The sequence below is a fragment of the Bartonella sp. JB63 genome (genome assembly GCF_002022665.1).
In the GTDB taxonomy this organism is placed as follows: domain Bacteria; phylum Pseudomonadota; class Alphaproteobacteria; order Rhizobiales; family Rhizobiaceae; genus Bartonella.
Window position 1 is genome coordinate 609,394 of the sequence record NZ_CP019788.1, and the last position, 23,081, is coordinate 632,474.

Consider the following 23,081-nt stretch of genomic DNA (forward strand, 5'->3'; position numbering starts at 1 on the left):
TTATAATTTGGCAAAGGTTATGTTTTTTTCTTTTAGCAGTTCTTGTAACTCATTGTTTTGAAACATTTCTTTGACAATATCACAGCCACCAATAAATTCACCTTTAACATAGAGTTGTGGAATGGTTGGCCAATTTGAATAATCTTTTATCCCTTGACGTAATTCGTTAGAAGTTAAAATATTAATCCCTTTATAATTTAACCCTAAATATTCAAGAATCTGAACAACTTGTCCAGAAAACCCACATTGAGGAGAATTAGGCGTTCCTTTCATGAATAAAACAACGTCGTTTGTTTTAATTTCATTATCAATAAAATCATGAACAGTAGCCATTATCATTCCTCAATATAGTGCATTTCGGAAAATACAAATTTTACACTAGTGTTATTTTTTAATCGTATTAATAGAATGAATGCAAGAAAAAATTTTGAGATTATTTAGGAATACTTGTTTGCAAGGCTAAAGCATGGAGAATGTTTCCCATATTTCCTTTAAGAGCATCATAAACCATTTTATGCTGTTGAACACGACTTTTTCCTCGAAAACTTTCTGAAATAATTTCAGCTGCGTAATGTTCGCCATCTCCAGCAAGATCACGAATTATTATTTTTGCATCGGGAATGCTTTCACGAATAAGAGTTTCAATTTCATCTGCACTCATTGCCATCGATGGATATTTTCCTTGATTTGTTTATTTTATGAGAACTAGTATATTATTATATATGAATATTATTTACTTTATGTCCATAAATTTTGGAAACCAACTTTCGTAAGCATACGTAAGTTCAGTTATTGAAAGTGTTAATACATCTTTTATGTCAAGCGCATCACCTTCGACTGTACCAAGCTCTATTAAGGAAACTGCGTTTGTTTGTGCAAGCATTTTAAGATTATCTATTGCATTAGGCTTGACTGCTAAAAGATAACGCCCCTGATCTTCACCAAAAAGTTCAGCGTGATGTGGTGATTGATTGCTTAATTCTGCTTTGATTCCTTTATCTGCTTTAATTACCATTTCTGCAAGAGCAATGGCTAAACCTCCATCAGAAATATCATGGGCGGCGTGGACAAAACCACGATGGATAACATTGCGAACAAATTCGCCGTGTTTTTTTTCAAGGTATAAATCCACATGAGGTGGAGCGCCTGCATCAATTTTCAAAATGTCATGCATATAGACTGATTGCCCTAGATGTGATCCGCAAGGGCCAACTAAAATAATGATATCTCCATTTTGCATACCACTGATCGTAGCCATTTTTGACCAATCACAAAGCAGCCCAACACCTGCAATTGTAGGTGTAGGAAGAATTGCTTTTCCGTTAGTCTCATTATAAAGAGAAACATTTCCTGAAACGATTGGAAAGTCAAGTATTTTGCAAGCTTCACCTATGCCTTTGAGAGCTAAAACGAGCTGTCCCATAATTTCAGTTTTTTCAGGATTGCCAAAATTGAGGTTATCTGTAGCAGCGAGTGGTGTTGCGCCTGTAGTACTTATATTGCGCCAGCATTCTGCAACAGCTTGTTTTCCACCTTCATAAGGATCAGCTTCGCAATAACGAGGTGTTACATCGGTAGAAAAAGCAAGAGCACGTTTATCACTATTGCTTACACGGATAACACCTGCGTCACCTCCTGGTTTAATAAGACTATTCCCTTGGATTAGTGTATCATATTGTTCGTAAATCCAGCGACGTGAACTTTGATTGGCAGAATTCAAAAGTGTAAGGAGTGCATTACCAAGATTATCAACTTTTTTAACTTCTTCTACTTTTAGAAGAGATTTTTTAAGGGGTTCTACCCAAGGACGATCGTAGACAGGTGCTTCACTACCAAGTTCTTTAATTGGAAGATTTGCTACTTCTTTTCCTTTATGTAGCACACGAAAACGTAAATCATCAGTAGTTTTTCCGATAACAGAGAAGTGAAGGCCCCACTTATGAAAAATTTCTTCTGCTTGTTTTTCTAGCTCTGGTTTAAGTACCATGAGCATACGTTCTTGGCTTTCAGAGAGCATCATTTCATAAGCTGTCATATTATCTTCGAGAACTGGTACTTGATCAAGATTAAGTTCTATTCCCAGATTTCCCTTTGCGCCCATTTCAACTGCGGAAGAAGTTAGTCCTGCAGCTCCCATATCTTGAATAGCAATAACGGCCCCTGATGCCATTAATTCTAAACAAGCTTCAAGAAGGCATTTTTCAGTAAAAGGGTCACCGACCTGAACAGTTGGACGTTTTTCGTCAATTGTAATTGTATTATCAAATTCAGTAGAAGCCATTGTTGCTCCACCGACACCGTCACGTCCTGTTTTAGCACCAAGATAAACAACAGGAAGTCCTACGCCTTGTGCCTTGGAATAAAAAATAGAATCTGTTTTTGCGATACCAGCTGCGAAGGCATTAACAAGGATATTATCATTATAGCGTTTATCAAAGTTAACTTCTCCACCAACAGTTGGTATGCCAAAAGCATTACCATAACCACCAATCCCAGAAACAACACCAGAAACAAGATGTCGTGTTCTCGGATGATCAGGAGAGCCAAATCGTAATGCATTCATGGCTGCAATAGGGCGGGCACCCATCGTAAAAACATCACGTAAAATGCCACCAACACCTGTTGCAGCACCTTGATAAGGCTCAATATAAGAAGGATGATTGTGGCTTTCCATTTTAAAAACTACGCATTGACCATTTCCAATGTCAACAACTCCAGCATTTTCTCCAGGTCCTTGAATGACAAATTTTCCTTTTGTTGGTAAGGTCTTAAGCCATTTTTTTGATGATTTATAAGAACAATGCTCATTCCACATAGCAGAAAAAATTCCAAGCTCTGTAAATGTTGGTTCTCTACCAATCAACTCAAGAATACGTTGATATTCATCCGTTTTTAAGCCATGATTTGCAATTAATTCTGGTGTGATAGGAATATCATTGTGAAGGGTCATCAGTTTTTTGTTCCATTAAATTAATCAAAAATTATTAGCGTCTATTATTTTTACTCAGTAATAGAAATTTAAATTATTAGGTTTTTCATTTTTTGATAATAATTTTATCAAGAAATCATAAGGTAATATTTTAGCGAATTGCTTTTTAAATAAATTAATAAAAATATGATTTTTTATTAAAATGTTATAAGATATTATTAAAGTGAAATAATAAATTAAGTAGAAATAAATTTCCTGAACAAAGTGACTTTTCATTTTCAGATCAACAACAATGTATAATTTAGAGTAATATGTTTCATTATGGTGGGCGAAAAAATATAATTAACAAGATTTATTTTATATATTTCTTTTATTTCTAGCTGTTCGGTACTGGCAGTGAATGTAAGAATAGCTAAGGAGTTTATGAAATATTTTTTTATAATCATAAGTTTGCTAATTCTAAAACACTTTGAAAAAGCAAACGGCCATCAGTACCGCCATGCGCTGTTTCAATAAGATTTTCAGGATGAGGCATCATACCAAGTACATTACCAGCTTTATTGATAATGCCAGCTATATCATTTATTGAACCATTGGGATTCTCACCTTTTGCATAACGGAAGACAATCTGCTTATTATCTTCCATTTGTTTTAATGTATTATTATCAACAAAATAGTTACCATCATGATGAGCAACAGGGCAGCGGATGATTTGCCCTTTTTTATAAAGCCGGGAAAATTTTGTTTCAGCATTGGTCACTTCAAGTTTTACTTCACGACAAACAAATTTTAACGATGCATTACGCATCAGAACACCTGGCAATAATCCTGCTTCTAGCAAAATTTGAAAGCCATTACATATTCCTATGATTGTTATACCCTGTTGCGCTTTTTGGCAAACGGCTTGCAAAACTGGTGTTCGTGCACCAATAGCACCACATCTTAAATAATCACCATAGGAAAAACCACCAGGAATAACAATCATGTCCACATCTGGAATCGTTGTTTCTGTTTGCCAAATTTTTAATGGCTCAACACCTGTTATATGGTACAAAGCTGCAATCATGTCCTGATCGCGATTTAACCCAGGTAATTGGATGATAGCAGTTTTCATGATTGGTTCACTTAAAGAAGTTCTATTGCGTAATTTTCAATAACAGTATTTGCAAGCAATTGCTCACACATTTTTTCAAGTATTTGTCTTGCAGATTCAATAGGCATATCATCAAGGATAATGTCAAAGACTTTTCCTTGGCGAATAGATTTAATATTTGTAAAGGCTAAACTATTTAAGGCATTAGCTATTGCTTCTCCTTGTGGATCAAGAACACTGCTTTTTAGAGTAACTGTAACACGCGCTTTCATTTTTTTCCTATTTTAAAAATAACTCTTAAAGAATAGTAATTTATATAAAGTAAGATGAAATTGCACTGTTTTTCTTTTTATTTGACTAAGACTGGCCCACAGGGGCGTGGAGGTTCATTTTCGTTCATAATACCAAGACGTCTTGCAACATCTTGATAGGCATCAATGAGTCCACCCATATCACGACGAAAACGGTCTTTATCCAGCTTTTCTCGTGTTTGCATATCCCATAAACGAGAAGAATCAGGTGAAATTTCATCAGCAAGGACAATACGCATCGTTTCACCTATCCACAAACGACCAAATTCCATTTTAAAATCAACTAATTGGATACTAACGCCTGCAAAAAGACCAGAGAGAAAATCATTAATACGAAATGAAAGTTGCATAATATCTTCTACTTCTTGTGGAGTGGCCCACCCAAAGGCAACGATATGTTCTTCTGTCACCATTGGATCATCAAGAGCGTCATTTTTATAATAAAACTCAATGATAGATTGTGGAAGAGCTGTTCCTTCTTCTAATCCTAAACGCTTAGAGAAGGAACCTGCAGCGATATTACGCACAACAACTTCTAATGGAATAATTTCAACTGCTTTTATAAGTTGTTCGCGCATATTGATACGTTTAATAAAATGTGTTGGGATTCCTAAACGACCAAGCTGAGTAAAAATATATTCTGAAATACGATTATTTAGGACTCCTTTGCCATCGATGATTTCATGCTTTTTTGCGTTAAATGCAGTTGCATCATCTTTAAAAAATTGAATATAAGTCCCTGGTTCAGGCCCTTCATATAGAATTTTGGCCTTTCCTTCGTAAATTCGGTGGCGACGGTTCATCATATTTCTCTATTCGTTTAGAGGTATCAAATGTTATTATTAAGAATTAACATTATCCTAATTGGCAAAAATTCTCAATGATTGCTATAATATTTTATAGTGAAATAAAGTTATAATTTTCCTGAGATTGTTATATTAACTCAAAGTTTTGCAAGGAAATGGGAAAGAATTATGAGTCCTTCTGGCCAAGGTCCGTGCCCGGATTCTACATTAATATGACCAGACTGTCCAGCATCAACGAAGAGTGCACCCCAGTTATGAGCAAGTTTTTCTGCTACTGAAAATTGACAAAATTCATCATTACGACTAGCTACAACTACTGAAGGGAAAGGTAAACTTTTACGGTGATATGGGCCAAATGTCATCAAGTGTTTGGGACGTATTTTTTCATTCTCTATATCCGGTGGAGCAACAAAGAAAGCACCATAAATTTTCTCTGCGTTGTGTGTAGTTGCACGAATAGCTGTTGGAATTCCTAACGAATGAGCTATAATAACAATAGGTTTATTAGCCTGTCTAATAGCAGTTTCAACAGCATTAACCCATTCTTTACACATAGGTTTTGACCTGTGAGCTTGTTGTACGCGGCGGGCAGTAGATAATTTTTGTTCCCAGCGTGTTTGCCAATGATCGGGACCAGATCCTTTATAGCCGGGAATAATCAAAATATCGAGTTGGTTTGCTTTCATGAACTTTTTTCTATCCAAAGACCCGTTTAAAAATTGTATCAACATGTTTGGTGTGATAGGAAAGATCAAATTTTTCACGAAGTTCTGCTTCACTTAAAACTTTTGAAACATCTTGATCATTTAACAATTCTTCTAAAAAATCTTTCCCTTGTTCCCAAACCTTCATAGCGTTGCGTTGTACAATTCGATACGCATCTTCACGACTAGTGCCAGCTTGTGTAAGAGCTAAAAGTACACGCTGTGAATGAACAAGGCCACAAAATTTATTGAGATTCTTTTTCATATTTTCTGGATAAACAATTAAGTTTTCAATTACAGATGTTAGACGGGTAAGAGCAAAATCGAGTGTAATAGTCGCATCAGGACCAATATAACGTTCAACAGATGAATGAGAAATATCACGTTCATGCCAAAGTGCTACATTTTCCATCGCAGGTACCACGAATGCGCGTACTATACGGGCTAATCCAGTTAAATTTTCTGTTAAAACCGGATTACGTTTATGAGGCATTGCCGATGAGCCTTTCTGTCCAGAAGAAAAATATTCTTCTACTTCAAGAACTTCTGTTCGTTGCAAATGACGTATTTCTATAGCTAATCTTTCAATAGATGAAGCAATAATACCAAGTGTTGTAAAAAACATAGCATGACGATCACGTGGTATAACTTGAGTAGAAATAGTTTCAATATTCATACCCAATGCTTTTGCTACATGTTTTTCAACACGTGGATCAATATTAGCAAAAGTTCCAACAGCTCCAGAGATAGAACAGGTGGAAATTTCTTCTCGCGCAATGAGCAAACGTTTGCGACAACGAGCAAATTCAGCGTATGCAAAAGCAAATTTGACTCCAAATGTCGTAGGTTCAGCATGAATACCATGACTACGCCCAATAGTTATCGTTTCTTTATGTTCAAAGGCACGATTTTTTAGTGCTTCAAGAAGATGATCCATATCTTGTAGAAGAATATCAGTAGCGCGCATTAATTGAACATTGAGTGTTGTATCTAATATATCTGACGATGTCATGCCTTGATGAATAAAACGAGATTCTGGTCCAATAAATTCAGCCAAATGAGTTAGAAATGCTATAACATCATGCTTAGTGATTGACTCAATTTCATTAATACGATTCACATCAAATTTAGCAATTGCACCTTTTTCCCAGATAATTTTAGCTGCTTCTTTAGAAATAATACCAAGCTGAGCCATTGCATCACAAGCATGTGCTTCAATTTCAAACCAAATACGATATTTGGTTTCTGGTGACCATATTGCCACCATTTCAGGACGAGAATAACGCGTAATCATGATTTTTCCTTTATTGTGAGAGAATTGCAGCTTGGCGCAGTGCATTAATACGTGTTTTGTAAAGATTTTTATTACCATTTTTATAAATTGCGGAGCCTGATACAAATACATTTGCACCTGCTTTTGCAGTTTTTCCAATTGTATGAATGGTAATGCCACCATCAACTTCAAGATCAATAGGACGATTGGCAACCATATCTTTTATTCGTTTGATTTTATTTTCCATTTCTGGAATAAAACTTTGTCCACCAAACCCCGGGTTAACTGTCATGATAAGGATAAGATCCAATTGATCCAGCAAATATTCAAGTATATGTTCTGATGTGCTTGGATTCACTGCAATTCCAGCTTTTTTCCCCATTGTTTTGATTATTTGCAACGAACGATGAAGATGAGTACTTGCTTCTGCATGAATGGTTATAATATCTGAACCAGCTTTCGCAAAAGCTTCAATATAAGGATCTACAGGTGCTATCATAAGGTGAACGTCAAATATTGCTTTTGTTAGTGGACGTAGAGCTTTAACAACATCTGGCCCAAAAGTGATATTAGGGACAAAATGACCATCCATGATATCAAGATGAATCCAATCTGCGCCAGAATCAATAACATCAGATAATTCTTGACCGAGTTTAGAAAAATCAGAAGCTAAGAGTGAAGGGGCAATAAGATGAGAACGGGACATTAAGATCTCCTTAGTTGATCTTTTTTAGCATGTAATTTTATATGATAAAATATACATTTGTATTGTTCATGTATGATATTAAGAAGATAATAGTGTATAAAAAAGAAAATTTTGAAATATATTTTGAAATTTAAAAAACTATATAAGTCAAAAATTATGTCTAAGCATAAAACAAATTTAACATCTAAACCTCAATCAATAGTTCCTGTTTCGTCTCAAGAGTATCGCGATACTATGAGGCATTTTGCAGGAGCTGTGCATATTGTAACAACAGATGGTATTAAGGGAAGACGTGGGGTGACAATTTCAGCTTGTTGTTCGCTATCAGATGATCCTCCAACACTTCTTGTTTGTTTAATGCGTTATAATATTGAAAATAAGCTATTTATGGAAAACGGAAATTTTTGTGTCAATAGTTTAACAGGAAAACATCGTTCATTAGCCGATGTCTTTTCTGGACGCTGTGGTTTTACACAAATGGAACGCTTCGCTAAAGCTAAATGGGGTGTTTTGCAAACTGGTGCTCCCAGTTTATCAGATGCTTTGGCTTCGCTTGATTGTAACTTGATTGGCTGGCATGAATATGCAACGCATTATATTTTGATTGGTGAAGTTGTTGCTATAAATCAAAATCAAGAAAAAGACGCTTTATTGTATTTTAATCGTGATTATCATACGTTATATTTACCCTCGTAAGCATATTAGTTTGTAAGTATTAGCAATTTCTCATTAGCACATTTAATATTTCAATTGGGTGCTTGGCTTAATTATCAAGGATAAGAAGTCTTTTCTAAATATTTAACTCTAAGGGATCAAATAAAAATAGCATGATTATACTCATGTATTCAGAATATTTAAGGCTAAACATATAATCAAATTGTGTGATCATGGTCAACAGAGAATTTTATTTTTCTAATATTTATAAGGATAGGATAAGCACTGATTTATATCATAATTAATATTAACCAAATATCTTTTTATGCAGTATGTTTGTCAACAATATTAGATTCTACAACAATGCCTGTTGATCCACCAATAAGAACCAAATGTTCTTGATTGTCTCGACGTATTAAAACGAGACGATGTGTACGATCAATAGAGATTACATCACATATAGCTAATCGTGGCTGATATTTACTGTTAGTTCTAAATTTTATTTTATTTAAGTTAGTTAAAAGCTTAATAACTATAGCGATTGCTAAAATTATAATCATAAGATACAAAAAATTAATCATTATTTGCACCGTTGGCACACCTATATAGTTTGATAACCAACCTTTCATATTATTCCTCCTAAAATATTAAATAATAGATCTATTATTTTTCATTTATAATATTCTAAAATAACTTAGACTTAAAAAGTTACATTATAAAACATAGTATTTTTGTATCAATGATTTATAGAGCTATAATATAACATATTTATGCTTACGAAAAGATTATGGCGTACATGTAAATTATAGAAAAAATAAAAGCACTTTATGACATAAAAATAGTCATAATTGAGGTAGAAAATGAATAAAAGTTTTGAGAATATTAATAAATTCTTGTCTAATTCTATACGCTGGGAAATTATAATTGGAAGTACTATTTTAACAATAGTTTTTTTGTTCATTATTGGATTGGTAGGTATTTCTTATCCGCAAAACTATTTCTATAAAGCTACTTTGATATTGCTTTTGGTTTTAGCTATTATAGGCATTATAGCGCTTTTTTCGTTAGGAACAGGTATTTTCAAATATAGTGTTATGCAATTGTATAAAGATTTAAATTTTAAAATTTTTAATGAGATGGATGATGTAATTATAGTCTCTGATTTATCTGGCTTTGTTTATTATTCTAATAAAAATTATCAAAAAATTTTCACTTATAGGCCTGAGGCTTCTTGTTATGTAGTTATTGCTGATCTTCCAAATGCTGGCGCACTTTTATACCGTTTAAAAGTCGCAGCATTAGGTGGTTTTCCAGCTCAAGAAGTATTAGAAATTGATCGATCAATTTTTATCGATTCAAAACAGAAAAATTCTATTTGGTATAATATTTCTATTAATCCTATGGTTAAGAAAAGAAAAAAGTTTTTATTTTGGCGTATCACAGATATTTCTCATTTACAGCAATATCGGTATAATGAAAATTTTTTCTTGAATTCACAAGAAGCTATCAATCACTTAGATCAAGCTCCTATTGGATTTTTATCTGTGAATGCACAGGGAATAATTATTTATTTTAATACTATTTTTGCTAAATGGTTTTTAATCGATTTAGCGAATTTTACTGTTGGACAATATAGTTTTGATCAATTATTTCATTCCGCTGGGAATAATGGTACATGGAGTGACATTTATTCCAACAATAATAAACATCAAAATTCAAATTGCACGATACCCTATACATTCTCTTTATGTTTGATTTCAGAAAATGGCAATAAAAAAATATTCGATTGTTTTATGTATGCTTCTTCTCTTGTAGAGGATGAAGCTATTTATCGCATTATTATGGTGCCACAGAAAATAGAGAAGAGTGAAACTTATAACCAATCAAAATTACCAAACATATTAACCGAGTATTTTAATGTAAGCCCTTTTGCGATAGCAATAGTTACTCAAAAAGGACGATTTGTGTACGCAAATAATGCTTTTTTGTTGCTCACAGGGAAATCTAGTAAAGTTGTTAGCCTTTATGATATTATACCTCATTGTGATCATGTACAGTTAGAATTTGTATTTCAACAGATTACAACAAATAAAAATTATCCAGCTCCAATAGAAACGGTATTAAAAAGTGATAAAAAACGCTGTTTGCGTCTTTACACTATGCCCATAACATTACACTATGATAATAGATTACAAGATTTGATAATTGTATCTGGGGTAGAAATAACAAAACAAAAAATGCTTGAAGATAAAATGATACAGAGCCAAAAAATGCAAGCTGTCGGACAGTTAGCTGGTGGTATTGCTCATGATTTTAATAATGTTTTAACAGCAATTTTAATGTCATGTGATTTTCTTTTAAATACACATCGCAGTTCTGATCCAGCACATGCTGATCTTATCAATATCAAAAATAACGCTAATCGTGCTGCTGCACTTGTACAACAATTATTAGCTTTTTCTAGAAAGCAAACACTTCGACCTGAAAAAATTGATTTTACAGAACTTTTATCAGATATACGCAATCTTATTTTACCTCTTTTAGGGAATAATATTCAGTTAAAAATTATTCATGGAAGAGACTTGTGGGATGTTAAAGTTGACCAAGCATCTTTTCAGCGTGTTATTATGAATTTGGTGATCAATGCACGTGATTCTATGCTTGATGGAGGGATAGTAACAATTACAACAAATAATATTACAAAACAGCAAAGTGCAGAATTTGATTATAATGGTTTTGTTATTGGTGAATACGTGCAGTTGACCATCTCAGATACAGGAACCGGTATATCTGCTGTTATACAAGAAAAAATGTTTGAACCATTTTTTACTACAAAAGAAGTTGGTAAAGGTACAGGGCTTGGCTTATCAATGGTTTATGGTATTGTCAAACAGACAGGTGGGTATATTTATTGTGATAGTCAAGAAGGAGAAGGAACAACATTTCGCATTTTTCTACCACGATATATTTCTGATACGAGTAGTGAAATTTCTCAACAGATTGAAAAAGTAGAAGAACAGGAAAAAAATACAGATTTAACAGGCTCTGCGACTGTTTTATTGGTTGAAGATGAAGATTCTGTAAGAATGAGTAGTGTGAGAGCTCTTCAAATGAGAGGATATAGGGTTTTAGAGGCTGCAAGCGGAATGGAAGCGCTTGCTATACTTGAAGAAAATAGAGGTGTTGTTGATATTATTGTTTCTGACGTAGTTATGCCAGAGATGGATGGGCCTACTTTACTTATAGAGGCGCGCAAAAATTATCCTGATATAAAAATTATTTTTGTTTCTGGATATACAAAAGATGCTTTTACTAAAAAGCTTCCAGAAGATGCTGTTTTTGGGTTTTTATCTAAACCATTTACACTTAAACAGTTAGCATTAACAGTTAAAGAAACCCTGGTACAGTAGAATAGAGTATTTTTATATTTTTTATTTTAAGCTATACATTTAAATCAAATAAAACAAAAGTATTTAAATGAATGCTGCATTATAAAAAATTTTAGTTTAGAGGGACAAAAGCTGTTGCTTATAATCTGTTGCTTCATTATTTCCTTGAATAAACGCTTTTAAAGCCTCTGGATAGAGTTTATGTTCAGCTTTCAAAACTCTTTCTGTTAAACTTTCTACAGTGTCATTAGGGTGTATTGGAACCGCAGCTTGAGCAAGAATTTTTCCTGAATCCATTTCTTCTGTAACAAGATGAACAGTGCAGCCAGTGATTTTAACTCCTGCTGCTAAAGCTTTTTCATGAGTATTTAAACCTTTAAATAAAGGAAGAAGAGAGGGATGAATATTAAGTATCCGTTCTTCATAAAGCTTGATAAAGTATGATGATATAAGTCGCATATAACCGGCAAAGCAGATCAGGTCTGGTTGATATTGGGATAAAATGGTGAGGATGTCCTCCTCATGTTTTTCCTTAGTTAAATAATTGTTGCGATCAACGATATGAATAGGTACGTTATTATCACGTGCTTTTTTAATGCCAGCAGCCTGAGGATTATCACAAATAACCGCAACGATTTTAGCAGGATATTCTATTTGTTGGCTAGCCTTAATAAGTGAAACCATATTAGATCCGTTACCGGAAATAAAAATAATTATTTGTTTTTTCATAAATTAAGTTTACCTTTATAAGTAACTTTTCGATTTTGGTATTTTGTTAAAATACCAAGTGAAATAACAGTTTCCCCTTGGGATTCAAGTGCTTTCGTAACATCTTTAGCTGAATTCTGTGCTACAATAATAATAATGCCAATACCACAATTAAAGGTTCGAAGCATTTCTGTTTCTTGTATTTTACCTTGTTGGGCAATCCATAAGAATACTGGTGGAATAGGAATTGCAGAAAGATTGATTTCAGCGCAAAGAGAAGATGGAAGAACACGCGGAACATTTTCAGAAAAACCACCTCCTGTGATATGTGCAAGAGCTTTAATTCCTTTATAATTCCGTATGATTGGCAGAAGCGATTTTACATAAATACGAGTTGGTGTCAGAAATGCTTCACCAAGAGTTATTTCAGGGTTAAAAGGAGCAGAATAATTCCATTTTAGGTCATTTTGTTTAATGATTTGTCTTATGAGAGAAAAACCATTTGAATGAATTCCAGATGAACTAAGACCTAAGATAATATCTCCTTCCGCAAGGTCTTTTGAAGGTAACAATGAATTCCGTTCAGTAGCTCCTACAGCAAAACCTGCTAGGTCATAATCTCCTTTTGCATACATACCAGGCATTTCAGCAGTTTCCCCTCCGATAAGAGCAGCTCCTGCTTGTTGACATCCTACTGCAATACCAGAAACAATTTCTGCTCCTTGTTCCACATTTAATTTCCCAGTTGCAAAATAATCTAGAAAAAAGAGTGGCTCAGCACCTTGTACAATTAAATCATTGACACACATCGCTACGAGATCAATACCAACAGTATTATGAATACCTAGTTCAATAGCAATTTTTAGTTTTGTACCCACGCCATCATTAGTTGCTACGAGAATAGGATCTATAAAGCCTGCTGCTTTTAAATCAAACAGACCACCAAAACCGCCAATTTTTGTATCTGCACCTATTCGTTTTGTTGAGTGTACATAGGGTCTAATTTTTTCTACCATTGTATTGCCCATATCAATATCAACGCCACTTCCTGCATAGGTAAGATTATTAGGTTTTTTATTTATTAGATGTTGATTGCTCATTGGAGCTTTCCTTATGGGAAATCAGATTTTGATATTTATACAATGCCATGATAAAGTTATCTCTGCAAGAGTTATTGGATTTATTCTCTAAAATACAATTATTGCTCATATTGCTTACTTGACTCAAGTGGAAAAAATTCCGTAATCTTTTAGAAGAATTTTGGGGATATTTATTGAATAGGATATCAAGTAGTGAGAAGAATTCTTTACTGCCAGTGAGCAAGAAAATGAATAAAAATAAGTCCTATGATTATTATACAGCTTATGTACCAGCTTATGCACAAGCACCGTTACCAAATAGTATGAAAAAGCAAATTTTCTTCTGGCTAGGTACATTGATTTTTTTTGTTACTTTTATGTTTATTTTTGGATCAATTTTGTTTCCTTTTATAGCAGGGATTGTATTAGCTTATTTTCTTAATCCAATTGTTCAAATATTTGAAAAAATTGGAATTAATCGTTTTTGGGGCACTGTGCTAATTACTTTGCTTATTATTATTATTTTTGTGGTTGCTTTAATAATTTTGATTCCTATTATTAGTGGGCAAATACAACAATTTGTAAGCAATGGTTTACCGATTTATGTCAATCGCATTCAAACTTTTTTTGTTGAGCATAATTTTGATTGGGTAAGGCGTTACTTTGATAGTGACCCAAATGAATTACACACTAATATTAAAGCGCTTTTAGGTCAAAGCTCTGATTTTATTACATCTCTATTGAATTCGCTTTTAAAGTCAGGGAAATCTATTGTTAATATTATCAGTCTATTTGTAGTAACACCAGTGGTAACGTTTTATATTTTATTAGATTGGCCACGCATGGTTGAGGCGGTTGATTCTTGGATACCACGCAGTCATCTTACAACTGTCCGCAGTCTTTTTCATGAAATGGATAGAGCTGTTGCTGGTTTTGTACGTGGTCAAGGAACTGCTTGTTTAATTCTGGCAGGGTATTATGCTGTTGGTTTAACTATTACAGGACTGAATTTTGCTCTTTTAATTGGTATGTTTGTTGGTCTCATAAGCTTTATTCCTTATATTGGTACGATAATTAGTTTTGTAATATCTATCGGTGTCGCATGGGTTCAATTTTATCCTGATGATTGGGGATGGATTGTTATTGTAATGACAGTTTTTTTTATTGGGCAATTTATTGAAGGTTATATTCTGCAACCAAAACTTGTTGGTTCATCAGTTGGCCTTCATCCAGTTTGGTTGATGTTTGCACTTTTTGCTTTTGGTTCACTATTTGGTTTTACCGGTATGCTTGTTGCTGTTCCTGCAGCTGCCATCATTGGCGTTCTGGTTCGTTTTGTTCTTCATATTTATTTGAATTCCGAAATGTATGCTCAAAGTGGGAATTTGGAGTCAATAGAATGAATAAGCGTGAAATGCAGTTACCACTGGATTTTTCTTATAAATCAATTTTTCAATTTGATGATTTGGTAGTAACAGATAGCAATCGTATGGCTTTTCAATTGATTAATCACTGGCCAAACTGGGTTCCACCTATTGCAATTTTAATTGGAGATAAAGGATCTGGAAAAACGCATTTTTCTAGTGTATGGGCTCAAAAGGCTAATGCTTTAAATATTTTTCATGATGAGATTAATAAAGCTATTATTGAATCTTCTTCAGGTAAACCATTTTTAATTGAGAATATTGATGTAGGCGAGATCAATGAAATTGGCCTTTTCCATTTAATTAATAGCGTTAAACAAGCAAATCTCTATGTGAAACATGCTACTTTATTGATAACTGCACGGACATTACCATCTGCATGGAATTTAAAATTGAATGATCTTAAAAGTCGTCTTAATTCAGTAATGTTAGTTGCATTAGAACAACCCGATGATGAATTATTAACAGCTATTGCTTTTAAATTGTTTTCTGATCGACAAATTATAGTTCATTCAAATATTATTCATTATCTTATAAGCCATTGTGAGCGTTCTCTATTCTCATTAAAGTGCATTATTGATGCTATTGATCGATTAGCTTTACAAAGAAAAAGTAAGGTAACACGCGCTATTATTACCGAGGTTATTAATATGGGAATTCAGTAAATGCTGTTTTTGTATAATTCTGATATTTTAGTAAAATTAGCCATATCTGCGTATTATCTAAAGCACAGAAAAATACAGCTTAGTTTTTAGCCATAATACCTTTTTATAAGCAATGATTGTATTTTTGGGGCCGTATTTCCTGATCCTTTTTAGAAAGGATAATAACTTTGGGATAATATCAAACTATCTTATATGTGTTTTATTATCAATTATGCATTTTAAATAGGTCATTTAAAATAAAAGAAAACAAATTCTTTAAATAAGGAGTTTTTGAATTTTTATTTTCCTTATGTTATTTTTCTTATAATCATTATATAATCAGCACAGCTACGATGAATTGTCTCTAAATTCTTTGTAAGGATACTTCTATTTGAATGATGTAGATTTTTCTGTGTAAAGGTATTTTTCATTTCTATAGTGTATAATTCGATAAGGGAGTGGTTAAAAGAATTTTTATCTATAATTAAAAATAGAAAAATTTTAAAAAAATGTGTTTTGCTCTTGCACTTCTGTTATGAAAATTTTAGGGAAGATACATTAAAAATATAAATGACGGAGCGTAGCGCAGTCTGGTAGCGCACCTGATTTGGGATCAGGGGGTCGTAGGTTCGAATCCTATCGCTCCGACCATGTTATACTCAAATATAAGGATAATGCTATAATCAAATGATGTGCATTAAAGTTATCATTTTGATATTACCTTAATTAAGAGGAAAAAACTTTATGGTTGCGCGTATTTATAGCCCAGCAAAAACACCAATGCAGTCAGGCAAAGCAAATACTGGTTTTTGGATTCTTCAATATGAGCCAGTACAAACAAAAATGATTGAGCCTCTTATGGGTTATACAGCAACATCTGATATAAATAGTCAAATAAAAATTCAGTTTAAAACAAAAGAAGAAGCAATAGCTTTTGCTATAAAAAACGCTATCTCTTATCGAGTAGAAAATTTGCATAAGGTTTCACAGCGCTCTATTTCTTATTCTGATAATTTTCATAGTAGTCGGCAGCAACCTTGGACGCATTGAGCGAGGATATCGCTTTTATTAAGATAGTTTTTATTTGGTCCCGTAGCTCAGCTGGATAGAGCGGCGGCCTTCTAAGCCGTAGGTCACAGGTTCGAATCCTGTCGGGATCGCCAATTTCTAATAAAATCAACAGGTTAATAAAAATTAGAGATTTTTTTATTACATATTTAATTAATTAAAAAACGCTAATTTTTTATATCTAAGTAACAGATAATAAGTGTATTTTGTTGTTATTAGGGAATATATTGAAAAATAAGCTATGTTCTCATACTTTTAATATGAATTACCTAAACTTATTCAATATGTATTTGTAAATTAAATTTCAAGTTATTTAGTTGCTTCTTTTTTATTTTAAGCGAAAATTTCTAAACTGTTTTCATTTTATATGATTCAAATGTTATTTTTTTGATTAAATGAATATTTAAATTTTATCTATGAGTTAGTCAAAATTTTTAATATTTTGGTTTCAAAAATAAGCAATAATGCAATTGTAAACATATTTTTTATAAGTTTAAGTAATATTATATTACTTGTACAAGTGGTAATAAAAAATTCTTTCATTATGGTTTATTTAGATTCTTCAAAGTTTACGTTTTTATTATCTTAGCGATGACGGATTTAGTATATAATAGCCTTTTTATACAGGAATGGTAGGGAGTTTATACGAATGTTAAAGAAAGTCATGATCGTGGAAGATAACGAACTTAATATGAAATTATTTCGTGATCTTATAGAAGCGTGTGGTTATGAAACAGTTGAAACACGTAATGGCCTTATTGCATTAGATTTAGCCCGTTCATCAAAACCTTCTCTTATTCTTATGGATATTCAATTACCTGAAGTATCAGGAATTGATATTATTAAACAATTGAAAGAAAATGAAGAACTCAAATCTATCCCCATTGTTGCTGTAACAGCTTTTGCTATGAAAGGAGATGAAGAGAGAATTCGTGCGAGTGGATGTGAAGAATACATGTCAAAGCCTATTTCTATTCCTCATTTTATTACAGTGGTAAAGTCATTTTTAGAGTAAAATTTCATTTTTAGAAAATAATAAGAGAAAATATTGTTTAGCTAAAAGTTTTACTTATTCTTTTAAAGGAAAAATCCCCGCTGAAACGGGGATTATAATACATAATTATAAAAATTGGAATTAACGTTTTGAGAATTGGAAAGAGCGGCGCGCTTTCGCTTTACCGTATTTTTTACGTTCAACAACACGGCTATCACGTGTAAGAAACCCTCCTTTTTTCAAAATAGTACGGAGCGCTGGTTCGTAATAAGTTAAAGCTTTTGAAAGTCCATGTCTTACTGCACCTGCTTGACCTGAGAGACCACCGCCAGCAACGGTTGCTACAATATCAAATTGAGTATCTCTTTTTGTGGCAACAATCGGTTGACGAAGAATCATTCTAAGAACAGGACGAGCAAAATATTTGTCAAATTCTTTATTGTTAATAGTAATTTTTCCAGATCCTGGTTTAATCCACACACGAGCAACAGCATCTTTACGTTTTCCTGTTGCGTAAGCACGTCCTTGTGAGTCAAGTTTTTGTACATGAACCGGACCAATATTTTGATTAACTTCTGTAGTACCTGTTGCAGCGCCAAGTTCAGAGAGAGAATTAATTTCAGCCATATCAAGCAATCCTTTTATTTTTGCAATTTAAAGCACCTACATCAAGAATTTCAGGCTGTTGTGCTGCATGTGGATGTTCACTACCAGCGTAAACACGCAAATTTTTCATTTGGCGACGACCAAGAGGACCGCGAGGGATCATACGCTCTACAGCTTTTTCGATAACTCGTTCAGGAAAGCGCCCTTCAAGAATTTGGCGAGCTGTACGTTCTTTGATTCCACCAATATAACCAGTATGCCAATAATATTTTTTGTCGGTATATTTTTTTCCAGTGAGAACTACTTTATCTGCGTTGATAACAATAACATTATCACCATCATCGACATGTGGAGTAAAAGTAGCTTTATGTTTTCCACGTAAGCGGTTAGCTACGAGTGCAGCAAGACGACCTAAAACAAGGTTTTCTGCATTAATAATGACCCATTTTTTCACCACTTCAGCTGGCTTTTGTGAAAAAGTTGCCATAGAAGTATCCTTCATAAGATCCCTTTTAAAATAAGGGCATTTTTTGTTGCTTAGCGTTGTGTATTATTATCACAACAAAATACGCTGCACGTATTCTATTTATTTGATATAATGTCTGATGATTTGCGTCAAGAGAAAATAAAACCTATATAAACGAGCTATTATATTATGATGATTTATTCATTTAAGGCTTGATTATTTTTGCTACTTGTGGGGTATTCTAGACAATAATGCAACGATCTCGTTATTTACTTAATATTCAATCCTCGGCTTGCGGTCAGGTTTGGGTTGATGCTCTTGATGTGGAGAGGGTTAATAATGCTCGTGCTATTTCTCAAAAATTTGGTTTACCGGACCAACTTGCTCGAGTTCTTGCAGTAAGAGGTGTCGATGAATCCGAAGCTATTACTTTTATTAATCCAACGTTACGTACTTTAATGCCTAATCCAAAAGATTTTATAGATATGCACTGTGCAGCGGAGCGTTTGGTTAAAGCTATTATAAACCGAGAAAAGATTGCTGTTTTTGGAGATTATGATGTTGATGGTGCTTGTTCAGCAGCGCTTTTAGCACGTTTTTTACATTGTTTTGGCATAATAGTAAAAATTTATATTCCTGATCGTGTTATTGAGGGTTATGGTCCAAATGAACAAGCAATGAAAGGATTGGTACAAGAAGGGGCGAGTTTAATTATTACCGTTGATTGTGGTGCGAATAGTCCAGCCGCAATAAAAGCAGCTAGGTGTGCGGGTGCTGATGTTATTGTTTTAGATCATCATCAAATGGAGAATGTTCACGAAGAAGCTGTTGCCCTTGTTAATCCTAATCGTCCTGATGATTTTTCTGAGCAGGGACATTTATGTGCTGCGGGTGTTGTATTTATTACATTGATGTGGGTTAATCGTTTATTGCGGGAGAAAAAATGGGGAGGAGCGCTTCCTGATCTTTTAAGTATGCTTGATCTTGTTGCATTGGCTACTATATGCGATGTAGTTCCATTACAAGGTGTTAATCGTGCTTTTGTAGTTAAAGGGCTTCAGGTAGCACGTTTTATGCATAATCCCGGAATAGCTGCTTTAGCAAAGGTTGCGCATATAGGAGAACCACTCAATAGTTTTCATTTCGGTTTTTTATTGGGACCTAGAATTAATGCGGGGGGACGTATTGGAAATCAGGCCTTAGGTACATATTTGCTCAGCTGTAATGATAGAGATGAAGCAGATAGAATAGCACAACAACTGGACCAGCTTAATAAAGAACGTCAAGAAATGGAAATGATTCAATTAGCTCAAGCAGAAGTTTATATTGATTCTATTTATCAAGGTGAAGCAATACCGTCATCATTTGTGATTGCTCATAAAGAATGGCATCCAGGTATCGTTGGTATTCTTGCTGCCCGTTTAAAAGAACGTTTTTTTTGTCCTGTTTTAGCAATAGCTTTGAAAGAAAACGGAATTGGTATTGGATCGGGTCGTTCAATTACTGGTATAGATTTGGGAGCGCTTGTGCATGAAGCAGTTGCATTAAACTTATTAGAAAAGGGTGGGGGACATAGTATGGCGGCAGGGTTTACAATTCAGTCGAGAAAAATCGAAATTTTTCGTAAATGGTTAGAAGAGAAAGTATCTTTAATGGTTTCACAATTACGTGCTGAAAAATCTCTTAGTATAGATGGTTTTCTTTCTGCTTCTGGTGCGAATAAAGATCTTTTTGATATGATTGAAAAAGCAGGTCCTTTTGGCTCAGGGAATGCTAAACCTGTTTTTGTTTTTCCTTCTCATCGCTTAGTTAATGTATACGAGGTTGGAAAAGGCAATTTGCGCCTTGTTATTTCTGATATTGAAGGCAAAAAATTGCAAGGAATCGCTTTTGGTGCGGTAGGAACATCGCTTGGTAAGTTTCTTTCTGAAAATATTGGTAAGACAATCCATTTAGCTGGTAATTTAAGTTTGAATTATTGGAGGGAAAGCGTAAATCCACAATTACGTGTTATCGATGCAGCCACAGTAATTTGATAGATATATTTTTTATATTAAATATCTAAATTATCTGCAAAAGTAGAATTTTCTTGTATGAATCGAAATCGTGCTTCTGGCTTAGTTCCCATTAAACTTTCTACTATATTTTTGGTTTCTTGCATATCAATCGAATCGATAGCAATACGTAAAAGTGTGCGTTTTTGAGGATGCATAGTTGTTTCTTTAAGTTGCTCGGCGCGCATTTCTCCAAGGCCTTTAAAACGTCCAATTTCAATTTTGGTCTTTCCAGTAAATTGAGTTTTTAGTAACTCATCTTTATGGATATCATCACGCGCATAAGCGACTTTTCCTCCTTGTGATATTCTATAAAGAGGAGGCACAGCGAGATATAAATGCCCTTGATGAATAAGATCAGGCATCTCTTGAAAGAAAAAGGTAATCAAAAGTGATGCAATATGAGCACCGTCAACATCTGCATCTGTCATAATAATGATACGCTCATATCTTAGATCATCTTCACAATATTTAGAACGTGTTCCACATCCTAGTGCGAGGATAAGATCTCTGATTGTTTGGCTTGAGCTCATTTTTTCACGTGCTGCACTAGCTACATTTAATATTTTTCCACGAAGAGGTAAAATTGCTTGATTAACTCTATTTCGAGCTTGTTTAGCAGAACCACCAGCAGAATCACCTTCAACAATGAATAATTCAGCTCCGGCAGCAGAATTTTGACTGCAATCTGCTAATTTTCCAGGTAGTCGTAATTTACGTACAGCAGTTTTTCGATTTATTTCTCTATCTTGGCGTCGTTTCACGCGTTCTTCAGCTCGTTCAATAACCCAATCAAGAAGTTTTTTTGCTTCTTGTGGAGAATTAGCAAGCCAATGGTCAAAAGGGTCGCGTATTGCATTTTCAACAATACGTTGTGCTTCAATTGTAGCTAATCGATCTTTAGTTTGCCCAACAAATTCGGGTTCTCTAATGAAAACTGAAAGAATTGCAATCGCTGAGATCATAACATCATCAGAAGTAATGATGCTAGAACGTTTATTACCTATTAATTCTGCATAAGCTTTTAAACCGCGTAAGAGAGCTTGTCGTAATCCTGCTTCGTGTGTTCCACCCTCTACAGTTGGAATAGTATTACAATAAGATTGTACGCAAGCATTGCCACCGTACCAAGCAATAGCCCATTCAACTGAACCATGACCACCATTTTGTTTTGTTTTACCAAAAAAAATTTCAGATGTTACACGATATTCATTTTTCAATGAGGATAACAAATAGTCTTTTAATCCATCTGGAAAGTGAAATACAGCTTTTTCAGGAATATTTTTTATACCTTCAAGCATTATAGGATCACAATTCCAGCGAATTTTTACTCCACCAAAAAGATAGGCTTTAGAGCGTGCTATATTATAGATTTTCTCTGGTTCAAAGGTTACTTTTTCTCCAAAAATTTTACTGTCGGGATGAAAGCGAACGCGCGTACCGCGACGGTTATAAACATCACCTAGATTTTCTAAACCAGATTGAGGAATACCGCGTGAAAAACGTTGGCGATAAAGTTTGCGCTCTCGCGCTACTTCAACTTCCATATCATCAGAAAGAGCATTAACAACAGAAATACCTACTCCATGTAATCCACCAGAGGTTTGATAAGCTTTTCCATCAAATTTTGCACCTGAATGAAGTTGTGTCATTATGACTTCAAGAGTAGATTTATCTGGCATTTGAGGATGATTTTCAACAGGGATTCCACGTCCATTATCCGTAACTGTTAAATAACCTTTCTCATTCAATGACACATCAATTAAATCTGCATAACCAGCAACAGCTTCATCCATTGCATTATCGATGATTTCAGAAAATAAATGATGAAGTGCTTTACTGTCCGTTCCACCAATATACATCCCAGGGCGTAAACGTACAGGCTCTAAACCTTCGAGTACTCGAATAGATAAAGCGTTATATTCACCTTCTTCTGTATTATTTTTGGAAGCAGATACAGAAATTGCTCGAGGTACTTCTTGCGGATTTACTGAAATTTTCTTATTTTTTTCTTTTGCTTCTATGCGAGACTGAGCATTATTTAAAATACTAAAAAGATCTTTATCATTATTGCTCATAGCACTCGATCGTCTATCCAAATTTAGGTTACATAAATAAAGCTTTTATCACAATTAAATTTTATTGCCTGTTTTTTATTTAAAAATCAATTCAC

General features: G+C 34.0%; 22 protein-coding genes and 2 tRNA genes. 9 read left to right on the top strand and 15 right to left on the bottom strand.

From position 1 onward, the window contains the following. The 9 genes from grxD to rpe all read right to left on the bottom strand — a co-directional run bounded on the left by grxD (nucleotide 1) and on the right by rpe (nucleotide 7,822). The gene (gene grxD / locus BJB63x_RS02600; RefSeq protein ID WP_078718884.1) at nucleotides 1-333 is read right to left on the bottom strand and encodes a Grx4 family monothiol glutaredoxin; all 333 of its coding nucleotides are present in this window, start codon (nucleotides 331-333) and stop codon (nucleotides 1-3) included. Between the two features lie 100 nt (nucleotides 334-433). Continuing rightward, a complete protein-coding gene (locus BJB63x_RS02605; RefSeq protein WP_078718885.1) occupies nucleotides 434-667 on the bottom strand; it encodes a BolA/IbaG family iron-sulfur metabolism protein in 234 nt (77 codons plus the stop codon). A 66-nt stretch (nucleotides 668-733) separates the two neighbouring features. After that, nucleotides 734-2,950, bottom strand: coding sequence for a phosphoribosylformylglycinamidine synthase subunit PurL (purL, locus tag BJB63x_RS02610; protein ID WP_078718886.1), 2,217 nt, complete (start codon nucleotides 2,948-2,950; stop codon nucleotides 734-736). Nucleotides 2,951-3,371: 421 nt separating this feature from the next. Then, nucleotides 3,372-4,043 (bottom strand): phosphoribosylformylglycinamidine synthase subunit PurQ, encoded by a 672-nt coding sequence (purQ, locus tag BJB63x_RS02615; protein ID WP_078718887.1) that lies wholly within the window; start codon nucleotides 4,041-4,043, stop codon nucleotides 3,372-3,374. An 11-nt stretch (nucleotides 4,044-4,054) separates the two neighbouring features. Beyond that, nucleotides 4,055-4,294, bottom strand: a complete 240-nt coding sequence (purS, locus tag BJB63x_RS02620) for a phosphoribosylformylglycinamidine synthase subunit PurS (protein WP_078718888.1) — start codon at nucleotides 4,292-4,294, stop codon at nucleotides 4,055-4,057. A 77-nt stretch (nucleotides 4,295-4,371) separates the two neighbouring features. Beyond that, a complete protein-coding gene (gene purC / locus BJB63x_RS02625) occupies nucleotides 4,372-5,136 on the bottom strand; it encodes a phosphoribosylaminoimidazolesuccinocarboxamide synthase (RefSeq protein ID WP_078718889.1) in 765 nt (254 codons plus the stop codon). A 140-nt stretch (nucleotides 5,137-5,276) separates the two neighbouring features. After that, nucleotides 5,277-5,825: an RBBP9/YdeN family alpha/beta hydrolase gene (locus BJB63x_RS02630; RefSeq protein WP_078718890.1), complete on the bottom strand. Its 549-nt coding sequence runs from the start codon at nucleotides 5,823-5,825 to the stop codon at nucleotides 5,277-5,279. A gap of 10 nt (nucleotides 5,826-5,835) precedes the next feature. Beyond that, nucleotides 5,836-7,137 carry an adenylosuccinate lyase gene (gene purB, locus BJB63x_RS02635; protein ID WP_078718891.1) on the bottom strand — a complete coding sequence of 434 codons (1,302 nt, stop codon included), beginning with the start codon at nucleotides 7,135-7,137 and terminating at the stop codon, nucleotides 5,836-5,838. A gap of 10 nt (nucleotides 7,138-7,147) precedes the next feature. Then, nucleotides 7,148-7,822: a ribulose-phosphate 3-epimerase gene (gene rpe, locus BJB63x_RS02640; RefSeq protein ID WP_078718892.1), complete on the bottom strand. Its 675-nt coding sequence runs from the start codon at nucleotides 7,820-7,822 to the stop codon at nucleotides 7,148-7,150. Between the two features lie 156 nt (nucleotides 7,823-7,978). Here rpe and BJB63x_RS02645 point away from each other — a divergent pair, with 156 nt between their 5' ends. Continuing rightward, entirely contained in the window at nucleotides 7,979-8,518 is a 540-nt protein-coding gene (locus BJB63x_RS02645; RefSeq protein WP_078718893.1) for a flavin reductase, read from the top strand. A 281-nt stretch (nucleotides 8,519-8,799) separates the two neighbouring features. Here the strand turns inward: BJB63x_RS02645 and BJB63x_RS02650 are convergent, their stop codons facing one another. Continuing rightward, nucleotides 8,800-9,105 carry a flagellar biosynthetic protein FliO gene (locus BJB63x_RS02650; RefSeq protein WP_078718894.1) on the bottom strand — a complete coding sequence of 102 codons (306 nt, stop codon included), beginning with the start codon at nucleotides 9,103-9,105 and terminating at the stop codon, nucleotides 8,800-8,802. A 231-nt stretch (nucleotides 9,106-9,336) separates the two neighbouring features. Here BJB63x_RS02650 and BJB63x_RS02655 point away from each other — a divergent pair, with 231 nt between their 5' ends. Next, on the top strand, nucleotides 9,337-11,886 hold the full coding sequence (locus BJB63x_RS02655; RefSeq protein ID WP_078718895.1) for a hybrid sensor histidine kinase/response regulator: 2,550 nt from the start codon (nucleotides 9,337-9,339) through the stop codon (nucleotides 11,884-11,886). Between the two features lie 96 nt (nucleotides 11,887-11,982). Here the strand turns inward: BJB63x_RS02655 and purN are convergent, their stop codons facing one another. Both purN and purM read right to left on the bottom strand, forming a co-directional pair. Beyond that, the gene (gene purN, locus BJB63x_RS02660) at nucleotides 11,983-12,594 is read right to left on the bottom strand and encodes a phosphoribosylglycinamide formyltransferase (protein WP_078718896.1); all 612 of its coding nucleotides are present in this window, start codon (nucleotides 12,592-12,594) and stop codon (nucleotides 11,983-11,985) included. Continuing rightward, on the bottom strand, nucleotides 12,591-13,673 hold the full coding sequence (gene purM, locus BJB63x_RS02665) for a phosphoribosylformylglycinamidine cyclo-ligase (protein WP_078718897.1): 1,083 nt from the start codon (nucleotides 13,671-13,673) through the stop codon (nucleotides 12,591-12,593). Before purM ends, purN begins: the two co-directional genes overlap by 4 nt. 227 nt (nucleotides 13,674-13,900) lie before the next feature. On the opposite strand from purM, the gene BJB63x_RS02670 reads away from it, so the two are divergent. The 6 genes from BJB63x_RS02670 (at nucleotide 13,901) to BJB63x_RS02695 (ending at nucleotide 17,803) form a co-directional block, all read left to right on the top strand. Next, nucleotides 13,901-15,055, top strand: a complete 1,155-nt coding sequence (locus tag BJB63x_RS02670) for an AI-2E family transporter (RefSeq protein WP_442855948.1) — start codon at nucleotides 13,901-13,903, stop codon at nucleotides 15,053-15,055. Beyond that, nucleotides 15,052-15,741, top strand: a complete 690-nt coding sequence (gene hdaA, locus BJB63x_RS02675; RefSeq protein WP_078718899.1) for a DnaA regulatory inactivator HdaA — start codon at nucleotides 15,052-15,054, stop codon at nucleotides 15,739-15,741. Before BJB63x_RS02670 ends, hdaA begins: the two co-directional genes overlap by 4 nt. A 553-nt stretch (nucleotides 15,742-16,294) precedes the next feature. Beyond that, nucleotides 16,295-16,371 (top strand) — tRNA-Pro (locus BJB63x_RS02680). Between the two features lie 93 nt (nucleotides 16,372-16,464). Continuing rightward, entirely contained in the window at nucleotides 16,465-16,770 is a 306-nt protein-coding gene (locus tag BJB63x_RS02685; protein WP_078718900.1) for an ETC complex I subunit, read from the top strand. A gap of 36 nt (nucleotides 16,771-16,806) precedes the next feature. Beyond that, a tRNA-Arg gene (locus BJB63x_RS02690) sits at nucleotides 16,807-16,883 on the top strand. A 554-nt stretch (nucleotides 16,884-17,437) separates the two neighbouring features. Further along, nucleotides 17,438-17,803 (top strand): response regulator, encoded by a 366-nt coding sequence (locus tag BJB63x_RS02695; RefSeq protein WP_078718901.1) that lies wholly within the window; start codon nucleotides 17,438-17,440, stop codon nucleotides 17,801-17,803. A 120-nt stretch (nucleotides 17,804-17,923) separates the two neighbouring features. Here BJB63x_RS02695 and rpsI read toward each other — a convergent pair whose 3' ends face one another. Next, nucleotides 17,924-18,409: a 30S ribosomal protein S9 gene (gene rpsI / locus BJB63x_RS02700; protein WP_078718902.1), complete on the bottom strand. Its 486-nt coding sequence runs from the start codon at nucleotides 18,407-18,409 to the stop codon at nucleotides 17,924-17,926. 1 nt (nucleotide 18,410) lies between these two features. Beyond that, nucleotides 18,411-18,875, bottom strand: a complete 465-nt coding sequence (gene rplM, locus BJB63x_RS02705) for a 50S ribosomal protein L13 (protein ID WP_078719525.1) — start codon at nucleotides 18,873-18,875, stop codon at nucleotides 18,411-18,413. A gap of 230 nt (nucleotides 18,876-19,105) precedes the next feature. Between rplM and recJ the strand changes: the two genes are divergently transcribed. Then, nucleotides 19,106-20,890, top strand: coding sequence for a single-stranded-DNA-specific exonuclease RecJ (recJ, locus tag BJB63x_RS02710; RefSeq protein ID WP_078718903.1), 1,785 nt, complete (start codon nucleotides 19,106-19,108; stop codon nucleotides 20,888-20,890). 17 nt (nucleotides 20,891-20,907) lie between these two features. Here recJ and parE read toward each other — a convergent pair whose 3' ends face one another. Next, entirely contained in the window at nucleotides 20,908-22,986 is a 2,079-nt protein-coding gene (gene parE, locus BJB63x_RS02715; RefSeq protein WP_078718904.1) for a DNA topoisomerase IV subunit B, read from the bottom strand. Between the last annotated feature and the right edge of the window lie 95 nt (nucleotides 22,987-23,081).